This is a genomic window from Microcoleus sp. POL10_C6, from assembly GCF_036701585.1.
Lineage (GTDB): Bacteria > Cyanobacteriota > Cyanobacteriia > Cyanobacteriales > Microcoleaceae > Microcoleus.
The window spans coordinates 1-23583 of sequence record NZ_JAUBRB010000058.1; the positions used below are offsets into that span (position 1 = coordinate 1).

Consider the following 23583-nt stretch of genomic DNA (forward strand, 5'->3'; position numbering starts at 1 on the left):
CAGGTTTTTGGTGCTGATAATTCTCTCACTGCTCTGGATTTTCTCACTCTTTCTCCTTAATAACAAAGCGCATTAAACAGCGTGTAAGGTTCCATTAACACAGCACCTTACCGCTGTTTATTAAAAAAATCTAATCCTAAAAAAATAGCTGCGATGCTTCCGGCTACACAAATTTCTCGGTTTTCTATTTTTAATGAAACTTCGGCAATGGGGACTAAAACTACTTCAATATCTTCGGTAATATCTAATTGTATTTTGCTGGCAAGTTTGACATTTTTAGCAAAGTAGAGGTAGATAGAATTGGTATCTTTTACGGGGTTATCATATAAGGTTGCTAGTTCCAAAATTTCTTCAGCAACATATCCCGTTTCTTCGGCAAGTTCTCTGGCTGCTGCCGATTTCCCGCTCTCTTCAGCAGGATTGAAAGATCCGGCAGGCAGTTCCAGCAAAATTTCCCCTACTCCGTGTCTGTATTGGCGCACTAATACAAGTTCTTGCTGCTCTGTCGTGGCAAATACGAGGGCGATATTGGGTCGAACATTAACAAAAAAGTCGTCTATAATTTGTCCGCTTGGCAATTCTATTTCATCTTGTCTAACCTGACACCACTTGTTGTTAAGAACGAAGCGCGATCGCAATAATTTCCATTTAGTTAAATTTTTCATATCGCAATAATGTTAAACTTTCAGCGTCCTCCGAAGGCCAAATTTTCCCATCCATAATCTATTTCAGATCAAAATTTTCACCCAGCCGCCATGCCATACAAAAAATTACTCACCAGATTTGGGGAAGACTTACAAAAATTGACTGTTAATTCTCTACCAGCGGGATTGTTTGCGATCGAGTCACTGAGTCTGAGTCTAGCAGTCGTCGCAGCAGTTGCGACAATGCCGGCAACACTGGAACCAGCAAATGCTTCTACAGTCACAAGTTGGAAATTCGATCCGGCGACCAATCAGCTAGAAATTACTCTCCCAGAGGGAACAACCCCCACATATTCTCTACTCAACCCGTCTCAGATTGCTGTGGATTTGCCCAATACTGAGATCGGAGTAGATGCAACTCAGCTATACCCACAAGGTAGAGTGCGTTCTGTGGGAGTGAGTCAACTTCAACCGGGAACGGCGAGAATTCTGGTCAATTTGGCTCCTGGAGTCGGTTTCAGCGCAGGGCAAGTTCAATTCCAAAGAAGTGGGGTAGAAAATCGCTGGGTGTTGCGTCCTTCGATCGAACCGACTCCAATTATGGAAACTTCCGAAACTCAACCCCAGCCTGCAATACAAGTACCGCAAAACCAGCCACCGACAGATTCCAACTCAAATGCGGCCACAGAGGTCGATCGACCTGAATCTCCTACTTCCCCGAATCCCGCTACAAATTCTTCGCAGCCGCCAACTCCAAATGACCAAATCCGACCGCTAAGAGTGCCTTTAGTCAATGTTCGCCTTGACGAACGCCGTGGGGTACAAGCTGCTGCTCTACCCCGCCTAGACCCTCAAATAACGGCTGCTGCTGCACCCCAACAGCGGACGCTTACTTTTGGTGAACCACTTCCTCGCGGCCGCTCGAATGCTCCTTTGCAGGCTGCGACTGGGGCGAATGTCTTGTTGCCGGCGGGCACGGAGCTCAGTTTGCTATACCCCGGCGATCGGGCTTTGCGACTGGAAGCGAAGCCCAGCCGAGAGGAAGTGTTGCTGCTGCAAGGGGGAATTCTCGACGGTCTCGGTAATACGATCGTACCTGCTAATACGCCGGTCATCGGTCGGTTTGAAACAACCAACATCGGCAGTCGATTTGTGGTCGAAGCTATTAGTCTCAACGGCCGCAATATCCCTTTGGTGGCTCGCTCGGAACCCGTGGAAGGCCGACGAGCTCAGCCTTCCGATCGCAGTTTGTTGCGAAATACTGGTATTGGTGGCTTAGCTTTGTTCTTGCTGAGCGGCTTTTCTGGTATCGGTTTGTTGGCGGGAGCCGCCGGTGGTGTTGCTACAACTTACGTGGCTGCTCCTCAACCTGCTACGATTCAACCCGGTCAAATTTTGCAAGTTCAGTTAACGGAAGATTTCCCCCAGTTTGGTTTTTGAAGGAAGAAGGAAGTTCGGCAACGGATTTTGTAACGGATGTAACGGATGTAACAGATGTAACGGATGTCAGGAAGAAGGAAGTTCGGCAACGGATTTTGTAACGGATGTAACGGATGTCAGGAAGAAGGAAGAAGGAAGTTCGGCAACGGATTTTGTAACGGATGTAACGGATGTAACGGATGTAACAGATGTAACGGATGTCAGGAAGAAGGCAGAAGGCAGACTTTTTTCTTCCCTCGAACCTCTTAGTTCAATATTTTCTGAGAGCAGTTTTCCCTTGTATGAAATAAAGTAGGGACTTAGGCTTTGCCTAAATCCCTACCCCATATCTGTACTTCACTCAACTGAAAACCGCTATATCGCGGATTTAGAAATTTTGACCTTCCGTGGTTGGAGCTATCGAACCCGGTTGGTTGAGGAACAGGTTTTTAGCGCCGTCGTTTTGGTAGATACAGTTAATTTCGGGTTGAGCTTCCAGGGGGCCGGTGAAGCCAAAGGTATTCATGCGATTTTTGCAATCGCGCACTTGGTCTTGGCTGATAAGTTTTCTTTGTTCGAGAATTGCCCAGTTATTGGTTCGCAGGACGCATCCGGGGCGCATACTCGGCTGCGAGATGTAGACGTTGAAAGGGTTGAGGGTGACGTAGAGGCGCATATCTGTCACCATCGCGCTTGCTCCAAACTGCACGCAAAGTTCTGGGTTCGGGGCACTGCGATCGATAAATTCGCGGGAGGCTACGTTCTCTGGGCTAATTGTAGCTGTGGAGCTAAAGGCAATGCCAATGCCAATTCCCAGAATAAAGACGGCTGTTAAAATCCCTAGGGTGGCGGAATTGAGAAAAGAGGGTTTGCCGGACTGAGGTTGACGCCGCGACTGTCCGCCAAAGGAGCCTGGGTAGTCGGAGTCTTCATCTGCTCGGGATGGGTCGCCGCTGAATCTGTCGTTGTAGGATTTAGGTTTGCGTTTCATATAATGTTCGTTCCCTCAGTTCTGGAGACTTAACAGGTAGTAGTTTGTTATTTTTAACCGATCGCGCCTTTCTAATATTATGGCGCTAGGAAGGTGGTTGCCCAGGGCCCAGGACACCCCCTGTGGGTTTGGTGTTGGGTTCACAGCTCGCGATCGACCAAGGGGCTGCCTTGTCTGAATTTTCAGATTTCAATAAAATAGCTGAAAGTGAGATAGTCTTGCACAGCGGAGGAATCCGGCTCAAGATTGTTGACAAATTTTAACATTTTACAAGTCAGGAGGTATAGATTAGTGTCTGTCGAAATTATTCAAAAGCCTTCCACAGTCCGCAAGCTTGCACCGCGCTACCGCGTTCTGCTGCACAATGATGATTTCAATCCTATGGAGTACGTGGTGCAGACTTTGATGGCGACGGTACCGAGTCTGACTCAGCCACAGGCGGTAAATGTGATGATGGAAGCCCATACTAACGGGATGGGATTGGTGATTGTTTGCGCTCTCGAACACGCTGAGTTTTACGCTGAAACGCTCAATAATCACGGATTGAGCAGCAGCATTGAACCTGACGATTAGAACCTGAGGGTACTGCAACGGATTCGCTTAGCAGGTTTCAGACTCATACCGTCAACCCTCATACCAAAAAGCCAAGGGTTAGGCCCTTGGCTTTTTGGTATATTTAATCCGGTAGAGATGGAATTTTGAAGAGCATAGGTTTTTCGGAACGGCCGGAAGTGGTTCGGAGCTAGGTGAGCTCTCGCGCCAATTTCAACTCTCCAATCTCAAATCTTTATCCGAGGAAATTAATGAGGAAATTAATAACGTCCTCCTCCGCCTCCCCCTCCTGCGCGACCAAATTTTCCAGGGCCGCCGCCCCGGTTGCCGCCACCCCGGCCGCCTTCATCTTCGCGGGGCTTAGCTTTGTTAACTTTGAGGTCGCGACCCATCCACTCTGCTCCGTCGAGAGCACTAATGGCTGCATCTTCTTCTGCATCTGTGGACATTTCTACAAAACCGAAGCCGCGGGGGCGACTGGTTTCTCTGTCGGTAGGTAGATGTACTCGCTTAACGGTTCCGTATTCGGCGAAGACGGTGGTGATGTCTTCTTGGGTAACTTGGTAGGATAAGTTACCGACGTATATCGACATGAGGAATAACTCCAAAATTTAGACAGTGCGAAGATTTCAGTTTCGGAGAGTCCCCTGCCGATACAGAAGGGCAAGTTTTTAGACAATTCTGTAGCAATGAACAAAGCCTGCAACTGAATCTGATTCACACTTGGTACTTTAACATAGAATAATGTCTTTTGAGTAGGTTTCAGGAGTTAATTAAGTCGTTCTAATTAAAGGTAAAACTTTTAGGGTATTCAGAAACCTGGTCGATCGGTGTGATGTTTTGCCTGCATTGGAAGCAGAGAAAGTTATGCCCCCCGCTCTCACCGCAGGAAAGATACATCCACCTTGCCAAAGTTGGTACTCAAAGCTAGGTTTACGTTTTCCAGGGCTTTAACTAACCACACCACGCCTTCTCGGGTACTGCATTCGTAGTGACCGAACAAAATTGCCAGCCGCTTTTCTAGGTAGGGCTTGACTTTGCCGCAAATTAGTACGATTTTCAGCAGCAAACCTGTGGTTTGGGTCGGCCCGAGGTTTGAGATCAGGTCGATGAAGACAAAGTGGTTGGGCCGCACAGGACTCTCTACTACTAAAAAGTTCAATAACTGGCTGCAAGTTCTGATCATTAAAAATTCATTAAACTTCTGATCATCGCTGTGGGGCAGGGTATTTTGTAGTTGCTTATACAATTTTTCGTTAAAGAGACGTTTGCCGTAGCGATCGTCGGTGACAGAAGAAATCAGGTATTCGTACAAGTCGTCTTTAAAGGAGCGGTAGGACTGATATGTGCTGGCGTTCGCCGTGAAACGGCCCGCTAGCTGTCTGTAGGTATCGGCTCCTTCTACTTTTCCGACAAATTGCTTGAGGGCAAAGAATAGTTCCGGGTCTGTCAACAGGGTCGGATTTTTTATAGGCTGTATATTTCTGCCGAAGGAAAGGGAGGTTTCCCGACGCGCTATGTGAGCCTTTCTCACTTGGTGGGCGACATATTGTGAGAGGTTGATCTCAAATTGCTGCTGCTTTTGAGCTTGGATTTTTTTAATGATCTTTTGCTGTTCGTAGGTGCTGTCGTCGCTGAGGAGGCAGTGTTTGTAGAGGTAAGGGTAGCGGGGAATTAAGGTTCCGAGAGCTAGGGTAGCAGGGGTTTTGCTGTTGCTGCTATCTTCATTGCTGTGAGTTATGACTTTCGCTAAGCGTTGGAGGGTGAGGTACTGTTCGCTTTCGGTAAATTGATTTACTAATTGGGGGATGGAGCCTCGCCCCCGCGATCGATTGTATCCAAATAATATTTTGGGCGCTTCTTCAAACACAGCGATCAATTCAGGGATGGCGGCTTGCTTGCTGGGGTATGTTTGCCAGCGGTTGATCAGGATGTGGCAGCAGCGGTTGAGGATGTATTTGAATTCTTGTTCGGCGTGTTCTGAGCGTGCTATTTTATCGAGTGCGTCGGCGATCGAGCGATCGGGATATCCCGTACCCTGGATAAACAATGTGCGAAAGCGGCTGATGAGTTCGGCCGGCTGCTCTCGTTGTACCAACTCCAGCCAATGCTTGTAAAGTAGCTGTTCTTCTTCGTGGCTTTGTCTGTTGTAGTCGTTCACTGTGGATTAACCCTCCGAGGGTGGGGCAGGAGCTTTCAGCGCTATTAGCTTGATGAATTGGCAAATGAATCGCAATAATTGAATCAACCAAGCTTCTCGCCGGCTGAGACTTATGGGTAGAAGCTGTCAGCAGCTTAAGCCGATCGATATTTTTTGCTTAGTTAAACTATTTATCAACACCAGCATGACATGAATTGTTGGTAATTAGCAAGGCCTTAAATCACCATCGACTGTGTAAAGTATTGGTAAAGATTGTGGGTGGGTACGGGATAATTTCTTAGTGGGCAGACGATTTAGTATTAGGATGATCAAGGTCAATCCTGATCCGCAGCCCGCTGTTAGTTAAATTTGAGGTTGGGCGGGGTAGAATTAGCTGTGAAAATAATTATTTGAAATGTGAGTGCTGGTTATGGTTTGTCGTGTAAGTATCGCCCAACTATCTGAAATTTTCAGTGTACCTTTGCCTGCTGTGTCTGAGGGCGTTTTGACAGCTTTAGGGACAGGTATTGCCACAGATACGCGCACTCTTGAGGGGGGCGAAGTATTTTTGGCGCTGCGGGGAGAGCATTTTGACGGCCATCAATTTGTGGCAAAAGCCCGGGATTTGGGGGCGATTGCGGCGATAGTCGATCGAGATTGGCAAGAGGAATTACCTAATTTTCCGCTGTTGCGCGTAGATGATACTTTAAAAGCTTATCAGTCGATCGCCCGCTGGTGGCGTGACCAATTCAGTATACCTATAGTTGCTGTTACTGGGTCTGTAGGTAAAACTACTGTTAAAGAGTTAATTGCGGCGCTTTTGTCAACGACGGGAAATGTTCTTAAAACTCTATATAACTACAACAATGAAATTGGCGTACCAAAAACTCTGTTGGAGCTTTCACCGACCCACAATTATGCTGTAATTGAAATGGGAATGCGCGGGAGTGGCGAAATTGCGCTGCTGTCGCAAATTGCGCGTCCTACTGTGGCGGTAATTACTAATGTAGGAACGGCACATATCGGGCGATTAGGATCGGAAGAGGCGATCGCCCAAGCTAAGTGCGAACTATTAGCAGAAATGCCTGCGGATAGCATTGCTATTCTAAATCACGATGGTGACAGATTAATCGCAACTGCGTCAAAAGTTTGGCAGGGAAAAACTTTAACTTATGGTTTAGAAGGCGGGGATTTGTGCGGAGAATTGCTGAATCATAATACAATGTTAATAGAAGGTGTGGAATTGCCGCTGCCGCTGGCTGGACGCCACAATGCTGTAAATTATTTAGCGGCGTTGGCGGTAGGAAAAGTGTTAGGTATTGATTGGGAAGTTTTAAAGCAAGGTTTGTCTGTGCAGTTACCGGATGGACGGGCGCGCCGCTACGATTTGCCGCAGGATATTGTGATTCTGGATGAGACTTACAATGCTGGTTTGGAGTCGATGCTGGCGGCCCTGAGACTGTTAGCAGATACTCCTGGAAAGCGCCGGATTGCGGTGTTGGGAACGATGAAGGAATTGGGCGATAGGGCGATCGAATTTCACCGACAAGTGGGAAGGGCGGCGCGAGATTTGAATCTCGATGCTTTGTTTGTTTTTGCTGATTTTGAGGAAGCGGCGGCGATGGCTGCTGGTGCGGCGGGTTTGCCTTTTGTGGAGGTAGGAGATATTACAGCCAAGGATGGGCGGGAAGATTTAGCAAAGCGGTTGTTGGGATTTGTCGAAAAGGGCGATCGTATTTTATTTAAGGCCTCTCATTCGGTGGAGTTAAATCGAGTTGTGGAGAAGTTTCGCGCTGATTTGGCTGGCGACTAATAGAAAAGAAATTTTGGGGATTTGAAATTATGCGATCGCTTCTAGTCGATCGCCGCCTCAAACTCACGTTTCGAGCGTTGATGGGTAGGGTAAGATGCCCATCTGCACCTAAGTCCCGAGGGCTCAATATTTTGATAGCCCTCTGGCCTCGATTTCGATATCGGGAGCGATCTCAATTATTGAAATTTTGGCATTTTCAACTACTGTATTTCCCATCATTGTATTGTGCATTGCCTCAAACTTAGATTCATCTTTAGTAATTCGTTCGTAGTGCAGAATTACGTGATAACGCTTTTCAATCGGCTCTCCCGAATCCGAAATTTCCACCGCGTCCCAATCTATATTTTGAGAGTCTTCGGCTTGCTGGCGGTAGCGAGAGGCTAAATGTTCTAAGGCGATCGCGATCGCGTGTTCTTTCGTTTGTCCGTAAAAATTCATGGTATCATCAGGCCGATCGCTCAGAGATGATGATATTTGACAAAGATACTGCCCGTTTGATTGAGCGCAAACGTCGATCGCAATTGTTCCAGTAGTGCGATCGGGATTTATTTGAGTCATAAGCTGTTCGGCATTTAAAAGACGATAGTAGGGTGCGTCAGTCCATAAGCGTTTCCCTTGTCCAGTAAGTATTCTAACTGACGCACCCTACAAGGCTGGAACTCACCCCAGCACAAGTTTTAGGAGCCGGGGAAGCATGACCTATTTCAGGATATGTCGAAAAAAAGCTAAAATATCGATTAGTTTTCGTTGGACTTGTCATGTCGGAGAGGAGATATGAATTCAGTTGAGGAGACCGGATTGTCACAAATCGTTGACTTGCCACTGATAGGGTCTGCTGAACAATATCTCTTCTCAGTCGAAGACAATCGAGAGCGTGCTGATAAGCTAAAAGAATTACTTGTCCCTAAGCTTAAAATAATCATTAAACAAGCTTGTGACCAAATTCACCAAGTTTATGGCACAGATGTACTCTCAGATTGTCGAATAACGACTACACCAGCTCATCGCTCTGGAGCCAAGAAAACCAAGCCATTCAAAATAGCAAGCGCTGGCTTGACTATAAAAGGAACTTGGTATTTCCAACTGAGATTCGAGTGTACTTATGATAGTTTATTTGTGAACTTTTTTGGATTAAGAGGACTAGAAGGGAATCCGATTGTTCAAGTCCTGAAGAAGCATTTGAAAGATGTTACTCAGATTTGGGAGCAGGGTGAATATGAAGTTTACTCTGAAACTATTGCACCGAAAGAAGATGAAAATTTAGAGTATGATGAGTTAATTAAGAAGCTGCAATTGGTTCCTGAACGAGAGTGGAAAGGTACTTATATTCTGAGTCCATCCCTAGTTCTTCCTATTAAAGACCTAGATGCAACTCAGCCAGTGATTGATAACTTTGTCGAACTCTTTGCTATCTTTCGTGCTGCAATAAATGTGTATCTTGGTGAGGAAGACCATTTTGAGGACTACCTAAAATGTTTGAGGGATTGGCAAAATCCGCTTCAAATTCAGGAATCTGTAACTACTACTAGATACTTTCCTGATGAAGTAGATTCAGTACAAACATTTCGTGAGGGGGCAGTACGGCAAGTTTCAGTCAACGCCTATGAACGAGAGCCTAAAGCTCGGCAAAAATGTATTGATTATTACGGTTCAAGTTGCTCTATTTGTGATTTCGATTTTGGCAGAGCTTTTGGGCAACTGGGAAAAGGTTTCATTCATGTTCATCATCTAAGACCCCTTTCAGAAATTGCAGAAGAGTATGAAATTGATCCTATAAAAGATTTGCGTCCTGTTTGCCCAAATTGTCACGCTATGATTCATCGTAGTTCACCACCATTAAGTCTTGAAGAAATCAAGATGTTGTTAAAGTCTGCTCGTGATTCTACTATCTAATATGTTTTGTTGACTTATTCTAACCGATAGTTTACAAAAATTAGATCCCCGATTTCTTCAAAAAGCGGGGATCTAATTTTTCTGTTTGACTCCAGATAGCACCTACCAGGAGTCAAATGCACTACTTCGCGGCTTGACGCTCTTTTGCCGCCTTAATCACTTCTTCAGCGATGTTATTCGGACAAGGAGCATAGTGCGAGAAGGACATGGAAAACTGACCGCGGCCAGATGTCATAGTACGCAAATCGCTAATGTAACCAAACATTTCGCTCAACGGTACATCTGCCTTGATCCGTGCTCCTGTTTGTCCTGTCTCCTGAGATTTCATCATCCCCCGGCGGCGGTTGAGGTCGCCGATCACGTCGCCCATGTAATCATCTGGAGTGAATACATCGACATTCATAATCGGTTCGAGCAACTGAGGCGCAGCTTTAGGCAGAGACTGCCGATAGGCCGCTTTGGCAGCAATTTCAAAGGCCATTGCTGACGAGTCAACGGGGTGGAAACCGCCGTCTAGTAGGGTGAATTTCAAGTCTAGGCAGGGGAATCCAGCCAAGACGCCTTTGTCGATGCAGCTTTCAAAGCCTTTTTCGACCGCTGGCCAATATTCTCTCGGCACGCTACCACCAGTCACTTTGGACTCAAACTGGAAGCCACTTCCCACCTCACCAGGCTCGATCACATAGCCAATTTTCGCAAATTGACCGGAACCACCTGATTGCTTTTTGTGGGTGTATTCGTCTTCGAGGCGCTTGGTAATCGACTCGCGGTAAGCCACTTGTGGTTCGCCGACTTCTACTTCGATGCCGTGGGTGCGCTTGAGAATGTCTACTTTGATGTCGAGGTGTAACTCGCCCATCCCCTTAAGAATCATTTCGCCGCTTTCTAGATCCGTCACCATGTGGAAGGATGGGTCTTCTTGCACCATTTTGGTGAGGGCTGCTCCCATTTTTTCTTCGCCGCCTTTTTGTTTCGGTTTGACCGAAATCGAAATAACGGGATCGGGGAATACCATCGGCTCTAGGGTGGCGGGATTTTTGGGGTCGCAGATGGTGTGTCCGGTGCGGACGTTTTTCATACCGACGATCGCCACAATGTCCCCTGCTTGGGCAGATTCAATTTCTTCGCGCGAGTTGGCGTGCATTTCCACCAAACGGCTGATCCGCTCGGTTTTGCCTGTGGCGGTGTTGAGTACGGTGTCGCCCTTGGACAATTTACCGGAGTACAGGCGCGTGAAGGTTAAAGCACCGTAGCGATCGTCCATGATCTTAAACGCGAGTGCCCGCAATGGCCGATTGGGATCGACAAGGGCAAACTCGCCGGTTTCATTTCCATCGAGATCGACTTCTGGCTGTGGTGTGACTTCCATCGGGTTTGGCAGGTAGTCAACTACGGCATCGAGAACCAACTGTACGCCTTTGTTTTTAAACGATGAGCCGCAGTAGGTGGGGAAAAATGCCCGATCGCGAGTACCTTTGCGAATACAGCGCTTGAGGTCATCAATACTCGGTTCATTGCCTTCGAGATATTGTTCCATCAGAGCGTCGTCTTGCTCTACTGCCAGTTCGATCAACTGTTCGCGCCAAGTTTCGACATCATCGACCATATCGGCGGGGACATCTTTAATTTCGTAGTTCATCGGATCGCCGGAGTCATCCCAGATCCAGGCTTTGCGGGTCAGCAAATCGACTACGCCACAAAACTTTTCTTCTATGCCGATCGGCAATACCATCACCATCGGTTTAGCGCCAAGGATTTTATCAACTTGCTTGACAACGCGGTAAAAATCTGCACCGGTGCGATCGAGCTTGTTGATGTAGATGACGCGAGCGACTTTGGAATCGTTAGCGTAGCGCCAGTTGGTTTCCGATTGCGGTTCAACTCCACCCGAACCGCAGAACACACCAATGCCACCATCGAGAACCTTCAAAGAACGGTAAACCTCGATCGTAAAATCGACGTGTCCCGGGGTATCGATGATGTTGAGCTGATGCTCGTTCCAGAAGCAGGTGGTAGCAGCGGACTGAATCGTAATACCGCGCTCTTGCTCCTGTTCCATGAAGTCAGTAGTCGCCGCGCCTTCGTGAACTTCACCAATTTTGTGGATTTTACCTGTCAGTTTCAGGATTCTTTCTGTTGTGGTGGTCTTGCCAGCATCTACGTGGGCGAAGATGCCGATATTTCGATAACGAGTGAGATCTTTCATAATTACTGTTGAGATTAAATGCGACGAACCGTCGGCGACCACCTGCAAGCGTGACAAGCGAGGAATCAATGTTGCCTGGTAAGGCCAGTACAGGCCGGATTTCCGTTTCCCGGTTTCTGGCAGGACTATCTTAATTTTGACACTTCTCCGTCATTCCTGCGAAGGATTCTGGGTTTAATAAGTGCCCCAAGCCTGACAACTCATAAAAATACCCTAGACCAAGGGAAAAATCGTCTCCGAAAGTAGGTTGGGTTGAGGCACTCCTACCCAAGAAATTCGTGTTTTTGACGCTTCGCTCAACCTGATATTTTGCACCATTCTCAGCAAAACCCTATAAACTGGGTTTCTTGACAAAAAAACTATGATTTTACGTGACTTTGTGGCAAGAAACCCGCTTTCTGACATTAAATAGGCAAATGCAAATAAACCGCCCTACGGGAAGAGGGCTGGTTTGGCAGCAATAAACAGCAGGCTTTGATATATATTCGCTTAACCGGCCACTACCAAATATTATTAAAAACCTCGTTGCTGCGTTCAAAACTATCTAAGTCAAAATCGACCCACTCATCATCCGCTGATATCTCCGCTCCAATTCATCCCGCACCACCGGCCACTGATTCAAACTTTCATCATTCTCAATTACCATTTGAGCCGCCGCCCTCGCCAACTCCAAAACCTCCTGATCCTCCACCAAACTCGCCAAAGCAAAATCAGGCAAACCCGACTGCCGAGTTCCCAAAACCTGACCAGGCCCGCGCAATCTCATGTCCATTTCCGCAATAAAAAAGCCATCTTGAGATTGTTCTAAAACCTTCATTCTCTGCATAGCTTCCCCCGATTTGGAACCGGGCATTAACAAACAATAAGAACGGTTGCTGCCCCGACCGACTCGACCCCGCAACTGGTGAAGTTGCGACAGTCCAAAACGCTCCGAATTTTCAATCAGCATTACCGTGGCATTCGGCACGTCTACTCCCACTTCGACGACAGTAGTAGATACTAAAATATCAGTTTCTTTGTCTCGAAACTTAGAAATTGCTTCATCTTTGTCAGCACTGCTCATTCTACCGTGCAGCAAACCCACCTTAAACTCAGGAAATACACTTTTTTCAAGTTTTTCTTTTTCTTCAATTGCCGATCGCACATCTAACTTTTCCGACTCCTCCACCAGCGGCAGCACCACATAAACTTGACGCCCGCTCGCCACTTCCCGCCGAATCAAATCGTAAGCTTGGATGCGTTCTTTGGCAGACAGTACAGTTGTTTGAATCGCCTGCCTGCCGGGGGGAAGTTCATCAATTTGACTCACATCTAAATCCCCGTGTAGTGTCAGGGCCAGCGTCCGGGGAATGGGAGTTGCCGTCATCGTCAAAACGTGGGGAGCTTCGCCTTTTTGCTGCAATTTAGCGCGCTGGTGTACACCGAATCTGTGCTGTTCGTCAATTACCGCCAAACCCAATTTATGGAAATTCACCGTATCTTGAATTAGCGCGTGAGTTCCCACTAAAACGGGCAATTCTCCGGTTTCTAATTGGTTGTGAATTTCGCGGCGCTTGGCTATTTTTGTGGAACCAGTTAACAGTTCGACAGACAAGTGCATCAAGTTAAACCAACCTACCAATTTGCGATAGTGCTGTTCTGCCAAAACTTCTGTCGGTGCCATTAAAGCGGCTTGATAGCCGGATTGAATTGCTGCTAGCATTGCCACGACTGCTACTACAGTTTTGCCGGCGCCGACATCGCCTTGCACCAATCTATTCATCGGTTGCGACGAAGCTAAATCGTTGAGGATGTCGTTAATTACTCTTTCCTGAGCATTAGTCAAGGCAAAAGGCAATATTTCATAAAAATGTTCGATCAATTTGCCAGTCGGAATGATGACTGCACTCGCTTGAGCTTTCCTTTGGGTTTGGCGGCGCTTTAAAAGTCCTAATTGCAGGTAGAAAAATTCGTCAAAAACTAAGCGGCGGCGGGCGGCGGCCAAACAATCTCGATCGAGCGGAAAGTGAATATTAGTCACGGCATCGGCTAAACCCATTAAACCGTAACGCTCGCGCAAATCCTCTGGTAGGGATTCTGGCAACATTTTTGCCGCCGGCATTGCAGCCAAAATCGATCGCCTCACCGAACCAGCATCCACCCCCTCCGTCAGCGGATAAACTGGTATCAGGCGGCCGACTTTCATTGATTCGATCGCACCGCCGGAGTCGTCTAATACTTCTAACTCAGGATTTTCTAAAGTAATTCCATATTTACCTTGCTTCACCAACCCGGAAGCTGCCAGCACCGCACCAGTACAATACTCGCGCTTTTTAAATTCTTGCCAGCCGCGATTACTGTAGCGAGGGCCTGCAAAAAAACGACTAATTTTTATTTCTCCGGTGCGGTCTTTTAAAATTACTTCTAATATGGTTAACTTCTTATTCTTCGGGCTAGAAAAGCAATTACAGCGCTTTACTTCTGCGATTAAAGTGACAGTTTCCCCGGCTATTAGCTCGCGAATTTGTACTTGCTTTGCATAGTCGATGTGGTTGCGGGGATAGTAGTAAAGCAAGTCATATACAGTGTATAAACCCAGTTTTACCAAGCGGTTGCCGTTGGCGGGGCCGATGCCGGTGACGCGGGTTAACTGTTGGTCGAGAGTCAGGCTGGGCGGTGGCGGGGCTGTACTCAGGGGTACTGTTCGGGGAACGGAAAGTGTTGGGGCGGTTAGTTCAGAAGCGTTAGCGTTTGCGGGTCTGACTTCTCTTGCTTGTTCTTGCTGGTGGCGAGTTTCTTGTTCCCAAACTTGCTCCATTTGCCTCAGAAAACTGACCGTAATGGCGATCGAATGTTGGCGCTGTTCGAGATCTTTCTGAGGGTAGATGTCAAATTCAGCGGCTAGTTGTCTGGCTCGATCGCGCGCCGAAGCCGCCACAGAACCTGCAAGTTGTCTCAAACTCAGGCCCAGAAACTCGCTGAAGCGGTATTGACTGCCTTGGATGTCGTTAAATCCGCGATCGGCTTCTACTGAAAGAGCTTTTTGCAATCGCTGCCATTCGGGTTGGTTATTAGTCATCAGTCATTAGTAATTAGTCATTAGTTATTAGTTATTAGTCATTAGTCATTAGTTATTAATCATAGCTCAAGAATTCCCGACAATTGACAACTGACAACTGGCAACTGTCAACTGACAACTGTCAACTGACAACTGTCAACTGTCAACTGACTAATCTTCAAACCAACTCGATCGCCAAGCCGACTCAGCCTCCACCACAGCGAGTTCCCGCTGCTTTTTCTGGTAATCGCGGCCCAGCGAGTTCAACTTTACAGACAGGTTACGAATTTGCTGGCGCCAAGCCGAGGTTCCCGCATCGGCAAACTCTATTTCCGATAGCCGCAGTTTAATCGCTGTAATGTGCAGCGCCCTACTACCAAAGGTTGCTGCCAATTTTCGCGATGCTGATGAGGCATCGGTTTCAATGATTAAGTTTAATAAGTTCGGCGGCCCGGCAACACTATCGCCGGAGGATTCAGCTTGAGAAGCAGCTTCTAGAACCGGTTCAGGCAATTGACTCGGCAAGATTCCCGACTGTTGCAGCAAGCGGTTGGTGTCGCGAGAAAGCAGCTTGAGTATATGGGCGATCGACTTTTCAATACTATTTTGCCAGCGTGCCAAACTTTCAGGGGAATTGGCGTTTGGCAATTGATAATTTGCCAATGAAAATAGATAGTTAATGGCCGAAACTTGGTTTTTTTCCTTTTCGTCTTCTTCCTTGTCGTCTGATTTGTCTTCCTCTTCATCGAAGTCGTCTTCCTCTTCATCGAAGTCGTCTTCCTCTTCGTCTTCTTCTTCCTCTTCCTCTATTTCTTCATCTGCTTGTGATTCAGTCACCAGCGATCGCAATTTTTCCTCCGACGCCGCAGCCAAAGCCCTTACAGACTGCTGCATTTTTTGCCGCGCCTCGAAGGACAACTTGAGAAACGACTCCGGTACTGCTTGAGTGCAAAGGTGATAGCAAGCCAAAATTAACTGCTGCCGCACCGCTTGTCCCAACGCAGTTAAATAACCTTCGTAGGTACTGCTAAACTCCAACTTCAAGGCTGCTAAAGCCTCTTCGAGTCCTGCCAAATCTTGCTCTATTCGCTCTCTTGGTCGCACCATATCTCTCGTATAAAATTAAAATAGGACTTATATCATTTCCGGTTACACCAGAATGATGTTGACTGTTGACGGTTGACTGTTGACGCCGTGAACAGTGAACAGTGAACAGTGAACAGTGAACTCTAATTTACTATGCCGATGCTAACGGATTTGATATTACGCAAGTTTTCCATTTTTAGGCTGTCTGTAGTAGTAAGGTTTGCAGTGCCCACACTACAAATATAGTCTGTCGATAAGTCCTATAAAAATTAAAAATTAAAAATGCAAAAAATTGATTTTTCACATTTTTAATTTTTAATTCTCTATCTTAATTTGGGATTATTGAACACCCATTTGGGCTGCCACTTCATCGGCAAAGTTAGCTTCTACCTTTTCAATGCCTTCGCCCAAGACAAAACGCACGAATCGGCGCACTTGGATATTTTCTCCAATTTGGGCGATCGTTTGTTTCACCAACTCTTCCACCGAGATATTCTGATCTTTAATAAAAGGCTGATCCATCAAAGATAACTCTTTCATGCGCTTCTCAATCCGCCCTAGAACAATCTTTTCTTTGATGTTTTCCGGCTTATTGCCCAAGTCATCTTTGCCCATTTCAATTGCCTTTTCTCTTTCGACAACTTCGGCGGGGATATCTTCAACTTTCACGTATTCCACATTCGGGCAAGCTGCAATTTGCATCGCAATATCCCGCACCAACTTTTGGAATTCTTCGCGACGTGCCACAAAATCTGTTTCGCAGTTAACTTCCACGAGCACTCCCACGCGGCCGCCCGTGTGAATGTAGCTACCTACAAGTCCTTCTGAGGCAACTCGTCCACCTTTTTTACCTGCCGAAGCCAGACCTTTTTTCCGCAGCCACTCGATGGATGTTTCCATATTGCCTTCGTTTTCAACGAGGGCTTTTTTGCAGTCCATCATGCCCGCGCCAGTTTTTTCGCGCAGTTCTTTAACAAGTTTTGCAGATATGTCCGCCATCTTCTTTAAGTTCCCAATCAAAATTAGTTATTAGTCATTAGTCATCAGTCATTAGTCATCAGTCATTAGTCACTAATTTTAATGTTAATGATTAGACCAAAGTGAATAAATACCCAGTGGATATTAGTACCGACTTTGTAAGTGTAGCGCCAGAATGAATTCTGGCCCTCACACAATGAATGCTTTTGCCAGAGCTCTACTAATGACTTAGACTCGTGCTAAGCAGTCGCCCATTTAAATTGTATATTCAGGGCGGGCGGGACGCCCACCCCACAAGACTTTAATCTTTTTTGAGATACAATTTAAATGCAGACCAGCTTATGTACAATTAAAAATTAAAAATATCCAACTAAAAATAATAATTATTTTTAATTTTCAATCTTTAATTTTTAATTTTCTGGTGTCAGATTCCGAGGGCAATACTAGCTCTCGGTTTCTTCGCCCTCGGCTTCAGCGGCGTCGTCGGGATCTACATAATCGGGGTCATCCAATTCTTCGATTTCGACATCATATTCAGCGCCTTCGTAACCACCATCGTAGTCGTAGTCTTCCTCAGAGTCGCCGCCCTGCTGACCGTGACGACCTTCGTAGATGGCATCAGCCAACTTGCCGACAATCAGCTTGATCGATCGAATAGCATCGTCATTCGCCGGAATCGCAATGTCAACCAAATCCGGGTCGCAGTTGGTATCCAACAGAGAGACGATCGGAATTCCTAACTTTTGGCATTCCAACACCGCATTATACTCGCGACGTTGGTCTACCAGCACCACTCCGTCGGGAATCTTCCGCATAGATTTAATCCCGCCCAGATATTTCTGGAGTTTCGCCATTTCTCGGCGCAGTACCGAAGCTTCTTTTTTCGGCAGCAAATCGAGGGCACCGATTTCCTCGCGGCGCTCCAAATCCTTGAGGCGCTCCACGCGGGACTTAATCGTCGTCCAGTTGGTGAGCATTCCCCCCAACCAGCGCTGATTGACGTAATAAGCACCGCAGCGTTGAGCTTCTTGGGCTACAATCCCGGCAGCTTGGCGCTTCGTACCCACGAACAAAAACTTTTTGCCTTTTTCTGAGGCAACTCTCATGTACTCGTAGGCGTCTTCCATAAGCTGAGCGGTTTGCACGAGGTCGATGATGTGAACCCCGTTGCGCTCTGTGAAAATGTAGGGAGCCATTTTTGGGTTCCACCGGCGGGTTTGGTGTCCGAAGTGAACCCCTGACTCTAACATTTGAGCCAAACTGACTACTGGCATTGTATTTTTAACTCCTAATTCGGGTTAATCCTCCACCCGGTCGTATTTCTGAAGGTTTGCGCCCTAGAAACACCCGAAAACCCGGATGTGCGAATTTAAACAACTTTTCTAGTTTATCACAGCGCGCGCTACTTTTTCTGACAATTTTATATCACTAGGTTTCAACTCAGACGTTGCACCATTGTCAAGAACGGGCAAGATGCCCGTTCCACAAAGAACGAGTTTTCTTGTGGAACAGGCATCTTGCCTGTTCCTAAACAAGTAATTGAGAATGGTGCAAGATGTGAGTTTAAAGGGGCGGTGGGCACCCGGAGGTGAGATATAGTGCGGGGTACGCACGCTGCGGTTAAAGTTACTTGCAAGCGCTTGTAAAAAACGAAAAATCCAGGTGGGAGGTTGCCAATGCCTTTGTTCGCTTGTGAGAGAATGGCGTTGTTGGTGCGCCTCTGGTGCCTTCTACCTTCGATCGAGCTGGTATCCATTTTTTTCGGCCAATTCAGTCAGCTTTAGTACCCTGCCCTCTCGATCCGCAAAAATCCCAAAGCTAAAAACGTCATGCCCATACCCATTCTCGTTCTGCTTGAAGTTCTAATTGTCATCGCACTTTCGAGACTTGTAGGTTTAGGATTTCGAGCGATAAAACAACCTCAAGTCATTGGAGAAATTGTCGCAGGAATTATGCTTGGGCCTTCTCTATTTGGCTTAGTTGCACCAGATTTAGCAACAGCACTTTTTCCAGCCGAAGCCGTTCCCTTCCTCAACGTATTGTCTGAGGTGGGGCTGATCTTTTTCATGTTCTTGATTGGTTTGGAATTGAATCCCAAGTACCTCAAAAGCAATTTAGATATAGCGATTTTAACTTCCCACGTCAGCATTCTAGTGCCGTTTTCCCTGGGAAGCATCCTAGCACTGCTGCTGTATCCCATCGTTTCAAATAATAGCGTTTCGTTTACAGCCTTTGCCCTATTTTTGGGCGCGGCCATGTCAATTACTGCCTTTCCGGTGCTGGCAAGAATTATTACAGAACACAACTTGCAGAATACAAAATTGGGGACGCTGGCCCTAACTTGCGCTGCGGTAGATGACGTAACGGCGTGGTGTTTGTTAGCGGTGGCGATCGCAGTTACTCGTACTAATTCGATGATCGGTGCTTTGCCGACAATTATTGAGTCTTTAATTTACATCGGTTTCATGCTGACTGTAGTCCGCTGGTTCTTGCAGCGGCTTTCCAAACACTACAACCGCACTGGCAGATTAACACAGTTAGTGCTATCCGGCATTTACATGGGAGTTTTAGCTTCTGCCTTAATTACTGAATTGATCGGCATTCATTTAATTTTCGGTGCATTTTTGCTGGGTGCTGCTATGCCTAAAAATGCGGGATTAACCAGAGAATTAGCTGAAAAAACCGAAGACTTTGTACTAATATTTCTGCTGCCCATATTTTTTGCTTATAGCGGGTTGCGGACTCAAATCGGCTTGCTCAACAGCCCCGAATTGTGGCTGCTGTGCGCCGCAGTTTTGGGAGTGGCTATTGTCGGCAAGTACGTCGGGACTTACGTTGCCGCCAGAGTCTGTGGTATAAGCAACCGCGAAGCTTCAGCCCTGGGATGGCTGATGAATACTCGTGGTTTGACTGAACTAATTGTGCTAAATATCGGTCTTTCCTTGGGTGTAGTTTCGCCGCTACTATTTACGATGTTAGTCATCATGGCTTTAGTGACAACTTTTATGACTTCCCCGCTGTTGGAGTGGACTTATCCAAAACGGTTAATTAGATTAGATATTTCCGAAGTAAACTCTGAGGATTCAGAATTAGAAAATTCACCAAAGGCTGACAGCAGCGAAGAAACTGCTAACAAATTGCTGCCCACTTATCGAATTTTAGTACCCGTTGCCAATCCCAGCACGCAGAAAGGTTTACTGCGACTAGCGGTAGCGCTGGCGCAGCCTGCTGCTGGTATGGGTGGTGAGGATTTACAGTCGGCGGCGGTTCATCCTCTGAGTTTGATAGAATTAAATGATGACTATGCCTTTGAAAGTACGCCTGCGGAAGCCGATCGCATTATTCAAGAACGTCGCTCGAAATTATCAGAATTGATTGAGAGTTTGGAACTGCCGGAGGCGAGAAAATTCGTACATCCCATCATTCGGGTTACTAATGATGTAGCCAGGGAGACGGCACAAATTGCGGAAATAGATCGCGCGGATTTGATTTTAGTAGGGTGGCACAGACCTACTTTTAGCAGCAACCGTTTGGGAGGACGTGTCGGCCAAATTCTCAGCAACGCTAAGGTGGATGTAGCAATTTTTGTTGACAGAGGCCGGGAAAGGTTGAATAACTTGTTAGTACCTTACGCGGCAAACATTCACGATGATTTGGGTTTAGAATTGGCGCTGAGACTGTTAGTTAATAGCGAGGAACGCCGTTTGACGGTGCTGCGGGTGGCGGTTGACGGGGAAGCTGAAAACGAGCTGAGTTACGATTTTCAGCGAGTGATGGAGCAGTTACCGGTTGAGGTACGATCGCGCATTGAAACTCCGATTGTGGAGGCTGCTGAGCCCATTCAAGCAGTGGTTGCGGCTTCTGCTAATGCTGATTTGACTATTGCGGGTACGAGTCGGGAGTGGGGAATTGAGCGGCAAACTTTGGGACAGTATACTGATGAATTGGCTGTGCAGTGTCATTCTTCGCTACTGATTGCGCGGTGTTACGTTAGAGTTCGATCGCACTTGGCATCGGTACTGCCTCAAATGTAGTCAGTTGACTGTTGACTGGTGGCAGTTGTTATTAGTTATTGGTTATTGGTTATTGGTGAGTTAGTACCAATGCCCAATGCCCTGTTTGGCCAATGCCCAATGCCCTGTTTGGCCAATGCCCTGTTTGGCCAATGCCCAATGCCCAATTATTAATTAGCAAGATGATGAATCATTTAAGCCTGAAATCACTGGCATTTTACGGGATTGCGATCGGCTCAGTTGCACTGCTGTTTAAAGTAGTAACTGCTTATGGGGAAACAAATTTAAAGGCGGCCCCGGCAATTGCGGGAACTTATCGCTTCGATCCTAAAAATTTGCCCGAATGTCTAAATTCTGATGTTTTGGTATTGACAATCGAGCAATCGGGGGTTTATTTGAGCGGTAATTTGCGATCGAGCAGCAGGGAGGGCAGGGAAAAAACAGCCGAGGAGAAACCTTCTCTATTTGGTAAGTGGGAAACTCAAGGATTGAACTTGTCGGGTGCGGTTCCTAATTTAGCTGGTTGCAGCGACTCCACAGCAACCGGTCAAAACAGTTCTGTTAAAATGCGCGGAATTGTGGAGCAAGAAAGCCTCAAGGGAAAAATTAGTCTAACTGATAAGGCGGCGGCTACTGATTTTACGGCTCAAAGAGAAGCGGTGGTGCAACCCCAAAAGCAGCAACATTGATTGATCCCAATAGAGAATAAGAAATGGGAAATGGGAAATTCTTTGACGCTTTCCGACTCTCCCCTTCTCCCCTCATGAAGCAAGGAATCACAAAGCTGCGGCGGGGTGGGGGAGTGGGCGATCGAACTCCGGCCGCCGGAGCTCGCCTGTGACGGTCGGTTGCTGCTAAATTAGAAAATATACCTAAAAGTCAATGATAAAAATAAAGTATCCCAGAGAAGTTCTTGGTTGAGAATTTGTCTTGCTCAAGACCCCCCGTGCCCGTATAGTTTGTTTGGAATGGATGTTGCCGTGATATTAATGCCGTCAGAAACTTCGCTTACCCAGTCAAACCCGTTAATTTTAGACAGTTTGCCAGACTTGTCGCCCTCCGATGGGGGATGTCCCCGCCGAGCCAGATTGCAAATTGACTTGATGTTGCTGGCGATCGAAGCCTTGTATCTCGGAGGTGCGGAAGAAATGCTGGCCGTGTCAAAGGACCTGGAATTGCAATCAATTATCAAAAATCGGGTTGCCCTTTGGCTGATGCGTAATACTAACCCGCTGAGACGCTACACGCAGCGCCGCTCCCTTACGATGGTGGAGGCAAAAGCGCTGGTGGCGATCGCCTGTAATATGGCGCGTAAGTTAACCGCGACAATTCGGCAGTTGCTGCTAGACTCGCAGCAGTTGCGATCGAAAAATATCCCCCTCAACCAGCACTTGCCGCTGGCCGAGTATTTAGAACGCTTTCGAGCTCACTTTCGATCGCGCATGAACCCCAAGCGATCGCTAGTTGCAGCTTACGATTCCGATGACAAGCTCAACGAACTAGCTTTGAACTTGTTGAGCAAACTGCTATTTTGTACAGGCACAGCCGGAATGCAGCGCTTCTGGGTTAGCCTGTTTGATGGAGAAGTTGAATAAAAAATGACTATTAGGCGTCAGTACAGTCTGCCAAATTGCACCCTGGTTCTAGAAGGGTTGAGCGATGGATCGGCAGCCAGCCAGTTAGATCTACGGCCGGTGCTTTCCATATTAATGAGCGCTGAATGCTATGTTACAGGTCTTGGCGAGCCCCTAAGCGGGGGACGGGAGTTTTTTGAAAGCTTGGTGAGGGCCGTCAGCAGCTACGCTCAAGAATTTATGAGCGGAGTGCATTATCCCGATCGCTACGGCCCGAATGTGGGTATGGTGCAGTTACACAGAATTGACGGGAATGTGCATCGGTTGACCGTTCTACCCGCCTCCACAGGCAGCGCCACCCAAATCGATCAAAAAACAGAACTGTCGGCAAAAGTAGATTTGACGACGGTACAGCTATTTGACTTGGTAGAGGCGATCGATCAGTTTTTTGCCGACACGCAGACACTGCCGGAATTGTCCCTGCAATTAACCCCAATTTCCAGGCGTTATATCAAGTCTGCCGAACCTTTGGCGAAGCGGACTTTACCTGCTGTGGTGGGGGTGTCGAGTTTGGCTTTGGCGGCGATGGCGTTTTTCTTGGTGCCGGTGCCGGAAGTCCAGCGCCAGAGAGATCCGGTGCCGCAGCCCAATCCAGCGGGCCAGAATCAGGGGACGCCGAATCCGGGCGGATCGGGTTCGCCTAATCCCAATCCCACGCCCCCTGCTGACGGTTTGCTGCCTGGGAATCAAACTCCGAACGCTGAATCGACTTCGCCGACTCCGATCCCCGCCCCGCAGCCGGACGCTTCACCTAGCGCCACACCGCAGTCGAGCACTTCACCGGAAAGCACGCCCAGCCCTGTTGCTGAAGGTTTGGCAAGCCCAGATGTGGCAGCCCTGCCAATTACCGATCCAGGGGAAATTGACCTGTTGAGGGGCAAACTTTCCCAGCAAATTGATGGAGTTGTGAAGACTCAGCCTCCGGTTGATGCGGAGTTGGTTTATCGGGTGAGTGTGGCCCCAGACGGGGCGATTGTCGGTTACAAGCCGGAAAATTCGGCAGCAGTCGAGAGATCCGAAACGCTGTTGTCGGAGTTGCTTTACAAACCCATTGGCACCAGGCCCCCTGCGGAACCGCTGGCTGATTTCCGCGTAGTTTTGGCACCAGACGGCAAAGTTCAAGTCACTCCTTGGTAATGGTTAACTGTTGACTGTTAACGGTTAACTGTTGACTGTT

Annotated in this window: 20 protein-coding genes; 10 read left to right on the forward strand and 10 right to left on the reverse strand. The window is 47.4% G+C overall.

The features are described from left to right. Positions 1 to 107: 107 nt before the first annotated feature. Positions 108 to 665 carry an NUDIX hydrolase gene (locus QUA34_RS24595; protein WP_333327506.1) on the reverse strand — a complete coding sequence of 186 codons (558 nt, stop codon included), beginning with the start codon at positions 663 to 665 and terminating at the stop codon, positions 108 to 110. Between the two features lie 90 nt (positions 666 to 755). Between QUA34_RS24595 and QUA34_RS24600 the strand changes: the two genes are divergently transcribed. Beyond that, complete coding sequence (locus tag QUA34_RS24600) at positions 756 to 2084, forward strand: AMIN domain-containing protein (RefSeq protein WP_333389685.1); 1329 nt, start codon at positions 756 to 758, stop codon at positions 2082 to 2084. Further along, on the forward strand, positions 2074 to 2379 hold the full coding sequence (locus tag QUA34_RS24605) for a hypothetical protein (protein ID WP_333327512.1): 306 nt from the start codon (positions 2074 to 2076) through the stop codon (positions 2377 to 2379). The genes QUA34_RS24600 and QUA34_RS24605 overlap by 11 nt, the downstream gene beginning before the upstream one ends. 72 nt (positions 2380 to 2451) lie before the next feature. Here the strand turns inward: QUA34_RS24605 and QUA34_RS24610 are convergent, their stop codons facing one another. After that, complete coding sequence (locus QUA34_RS24610) at positions 2452 to 3054, reverse strand: DUF3172 domain-containing protein (protein WP_333327515.1); 603 nt, start codon at positions 3052 to 3054, stop codon at positions 2452 to 2454. Positions 3055 to 3345: 291 nt separating this feature from the next. Here QUA34_RS24610 and clpS point away from each other — a divergent pair, with 291 nt between their 5' ends. After that, positions 3346 to 3627 (forward strand): ATP-dependent Clp protease adapter ClpS, encoded by a 282-nt coding sequence (gene clpS / locus QUA34_RS24615; protein ID WP_015178019.1) that lies wholly within the window; start codon positions 3346 to 3348, stop codon positions 3625 to 3627. Between the two features lie 239 nt (positions 3628 to 3866). Here the strand turns inward: clpS and QUA34_RS24620 are convergent, their stop codons facing one another. Next, entirely contained in the window at positions 3867 to 4199 is a 333-nt protein-coding gene (locus QUA34_RS24620) for an RNA-binding protein (protein WP_333035208.1), read from the reverse strand. Between the two features lie 287 nt (positions 4200 to 4486). After that, on the reverse strand, positions 4487 to 5767 hold the full coding sequence (locus QUA34_RS24625) for a hypothetical protein (protein WP_333081948.1): 1281 nt from the start codon (positions 5765 to 5767) through the stop codon (positions 4487 to 4489). Positions 5768 to 6176: 409 nt separating this feature from the next. Here QUA34_RS24625 and QUA34_RS24630 point away from each other — a divergent pair, with 409 nt between their 5' ends. Next, entirely contained in the window at positions 6177 to 7559 is a 1383-nt protein-coding gene (locus QUA34_RS24630) for a UDP-N-acetylmuramoyl-tripeptide--D-alanyl-D-alanine ligase (RefSeq protein WP_333327518.1), read from the forward strand. 123 nt (positions 7560 to 7682) lie between these two features. On the opposite strand, the gene QUA34_RS24635 is transcribed toward QUA34_RS24630, so the two are convergent. After that, complete coding sequence (locus QUA34_RS24635) at positions 7683 to 8117, reverse strand: hypothetical protein (protein ID WP_333327521.1); 435 nt, start codon at positions 8115 to 8117, stop codon at positions 7683 to 7685. Between the two features lie 216 nt (positions 8118 to 8333). On the opposite strand from QUA34_RS24635, the gene QUA34_RS24640 reads away from it, so the two are divergent. Next, entirely contained in the window at positions 8334 to 9452 is a 1119-nt protein-coding gene (locus QUA34_RS24640; RefSeq protein ID WP_333327524.1) for an HNH endonuclease, read from the forward strand. Positions 9453 to 9573: 121 nt separating this feature from the next. Here QUA34_RS24640 and fusA read toward each other — a convergent pair whose 3' ends face one another. The 5 genes from fusA to rpsB form a co-directional block, all read right to left on the reverse strand. Further along, entirely contained in the window at positions 9574 to 11658 is a 2085-nt protein-coding gene (gene fusA, locus QUA34_RS24645; protein WP_333081945.1) for an elongation factor G, read from the reverse strand. A gap of 544 nt (positions 11659 to 12202) precedes the next feature. Further along, entirely contained in the window at positions 12203 to 14716 is a 2514-nt protein-coding gene (gene recG, locus QUA34_RS24650; protein WP_333327528.1) for an ATP-dependent DNA helicase RecG, read from the reverse strand. A 150-nt stretch (positions 14717 to 14866) separates the two neighbouring features. Further along, positions 14867 to 15802 carry a hypothetical protein gene (locus QUA34_RS24655; protein ID WP_333389688.1) on the reverse strand — a complete coding sequence of 312 codons (936 nt, stop codon included), beginning with the start codon at positions 15800 to 15802 and terminating at the stop codon, positions 14867 to 14869. Between the two features lie 318 nt (positions 15803 to 16120). Beyond that, positions 16121 to 16780 (reverse strand): translation elongation factor Ts, encoded by a 660-nt coding sequence (gene tsf, locus QUA34_RS24660; RefSeq protein ID WP_333081940.1) that lies wholly within the window; start codon positions 16778 to 16780, stop codon positions 16121 to 16123. 422 nt (positions 16781 to 17202) lie between these two features. Beyond that, on the reverse strand, positions 17203 to 18033 hold the full coding sequence (gene rpsB / locus QUA34_RS24665; RefSeq protein ID WP_333389690.1) for a 30S ribosomal protein S2: 831 nt from the start codon (positions 18031 to 18033) through the stop codon (positions 17203 to 17205). A gap of 555 nt (positions 18034 to 18588) precedes the next feature. On the opposite strand from rpsB, the gene QUA34_RS24670 reads away from it, so the two are divergent. From QUA34_RS24670 to QUA34_RS24690, 5 genes are all read left to right on the forward strand, one after another. Beyond that, a complete protein-coding gene (locus QUA34_RS24670; RefSeq protein ID WP_333389692.1) occupies positions 18589 to 20793 on the forward strand; it encodes a cation:proton antiporter domain-containing protein in 2205 nt (734 codons plus the stop codon). 131 nt (positions 20794 to 20924) lie between these two features. After that, entirely contained in the window at positions 20925 to 21461 is a 537-nt protein-coding gene (locus tag QUA34_RS24675) for a hypothetical protein (RefSeq protein WP_333389693.1), read from the forward strand. A 23-nt stretch (positions 21462 to 21484) separates the two neighbouring features. Beyond that, complete coding sequence (locus QUA34_RS24680) at positions 21485 to 21613, forward strand: hypothetical protein (RefSeq protein WP_333081937.1); 129 nt, start codon at positions 21485 to 21487, stop codon at positions 21611 to 21613. Positions 21614 to 21740: 127 nt separating this feature from the next. Then, positions 21741 to 22367 carry a DUF3038 domain-containing protein gene (locus tag QUA34_RS24685; RefSeq protein WP_333327545.1) on the forward strand — a complete coding sequence of 209 codons (627 nt, stop codon included), beginning with the start codon at positions 21741 to 21743 and terminating at the stop codon, positions 22365 to 22367. 3 nt (positions 22368 to 22370) lie between these two features. Then, complete coding sequence (locus QUA34_RS24690) at positions 22371 to 23543, forward strand: DUF4335 domain-containing protein (RefSeq protein ID WP_333389696.1); 1173 nt, start codon at positions 22371 to 22373, stop codon at positions 23541 to 23543. Positions 23544 to 23583 lie beyond the last annotated feature (40 nt).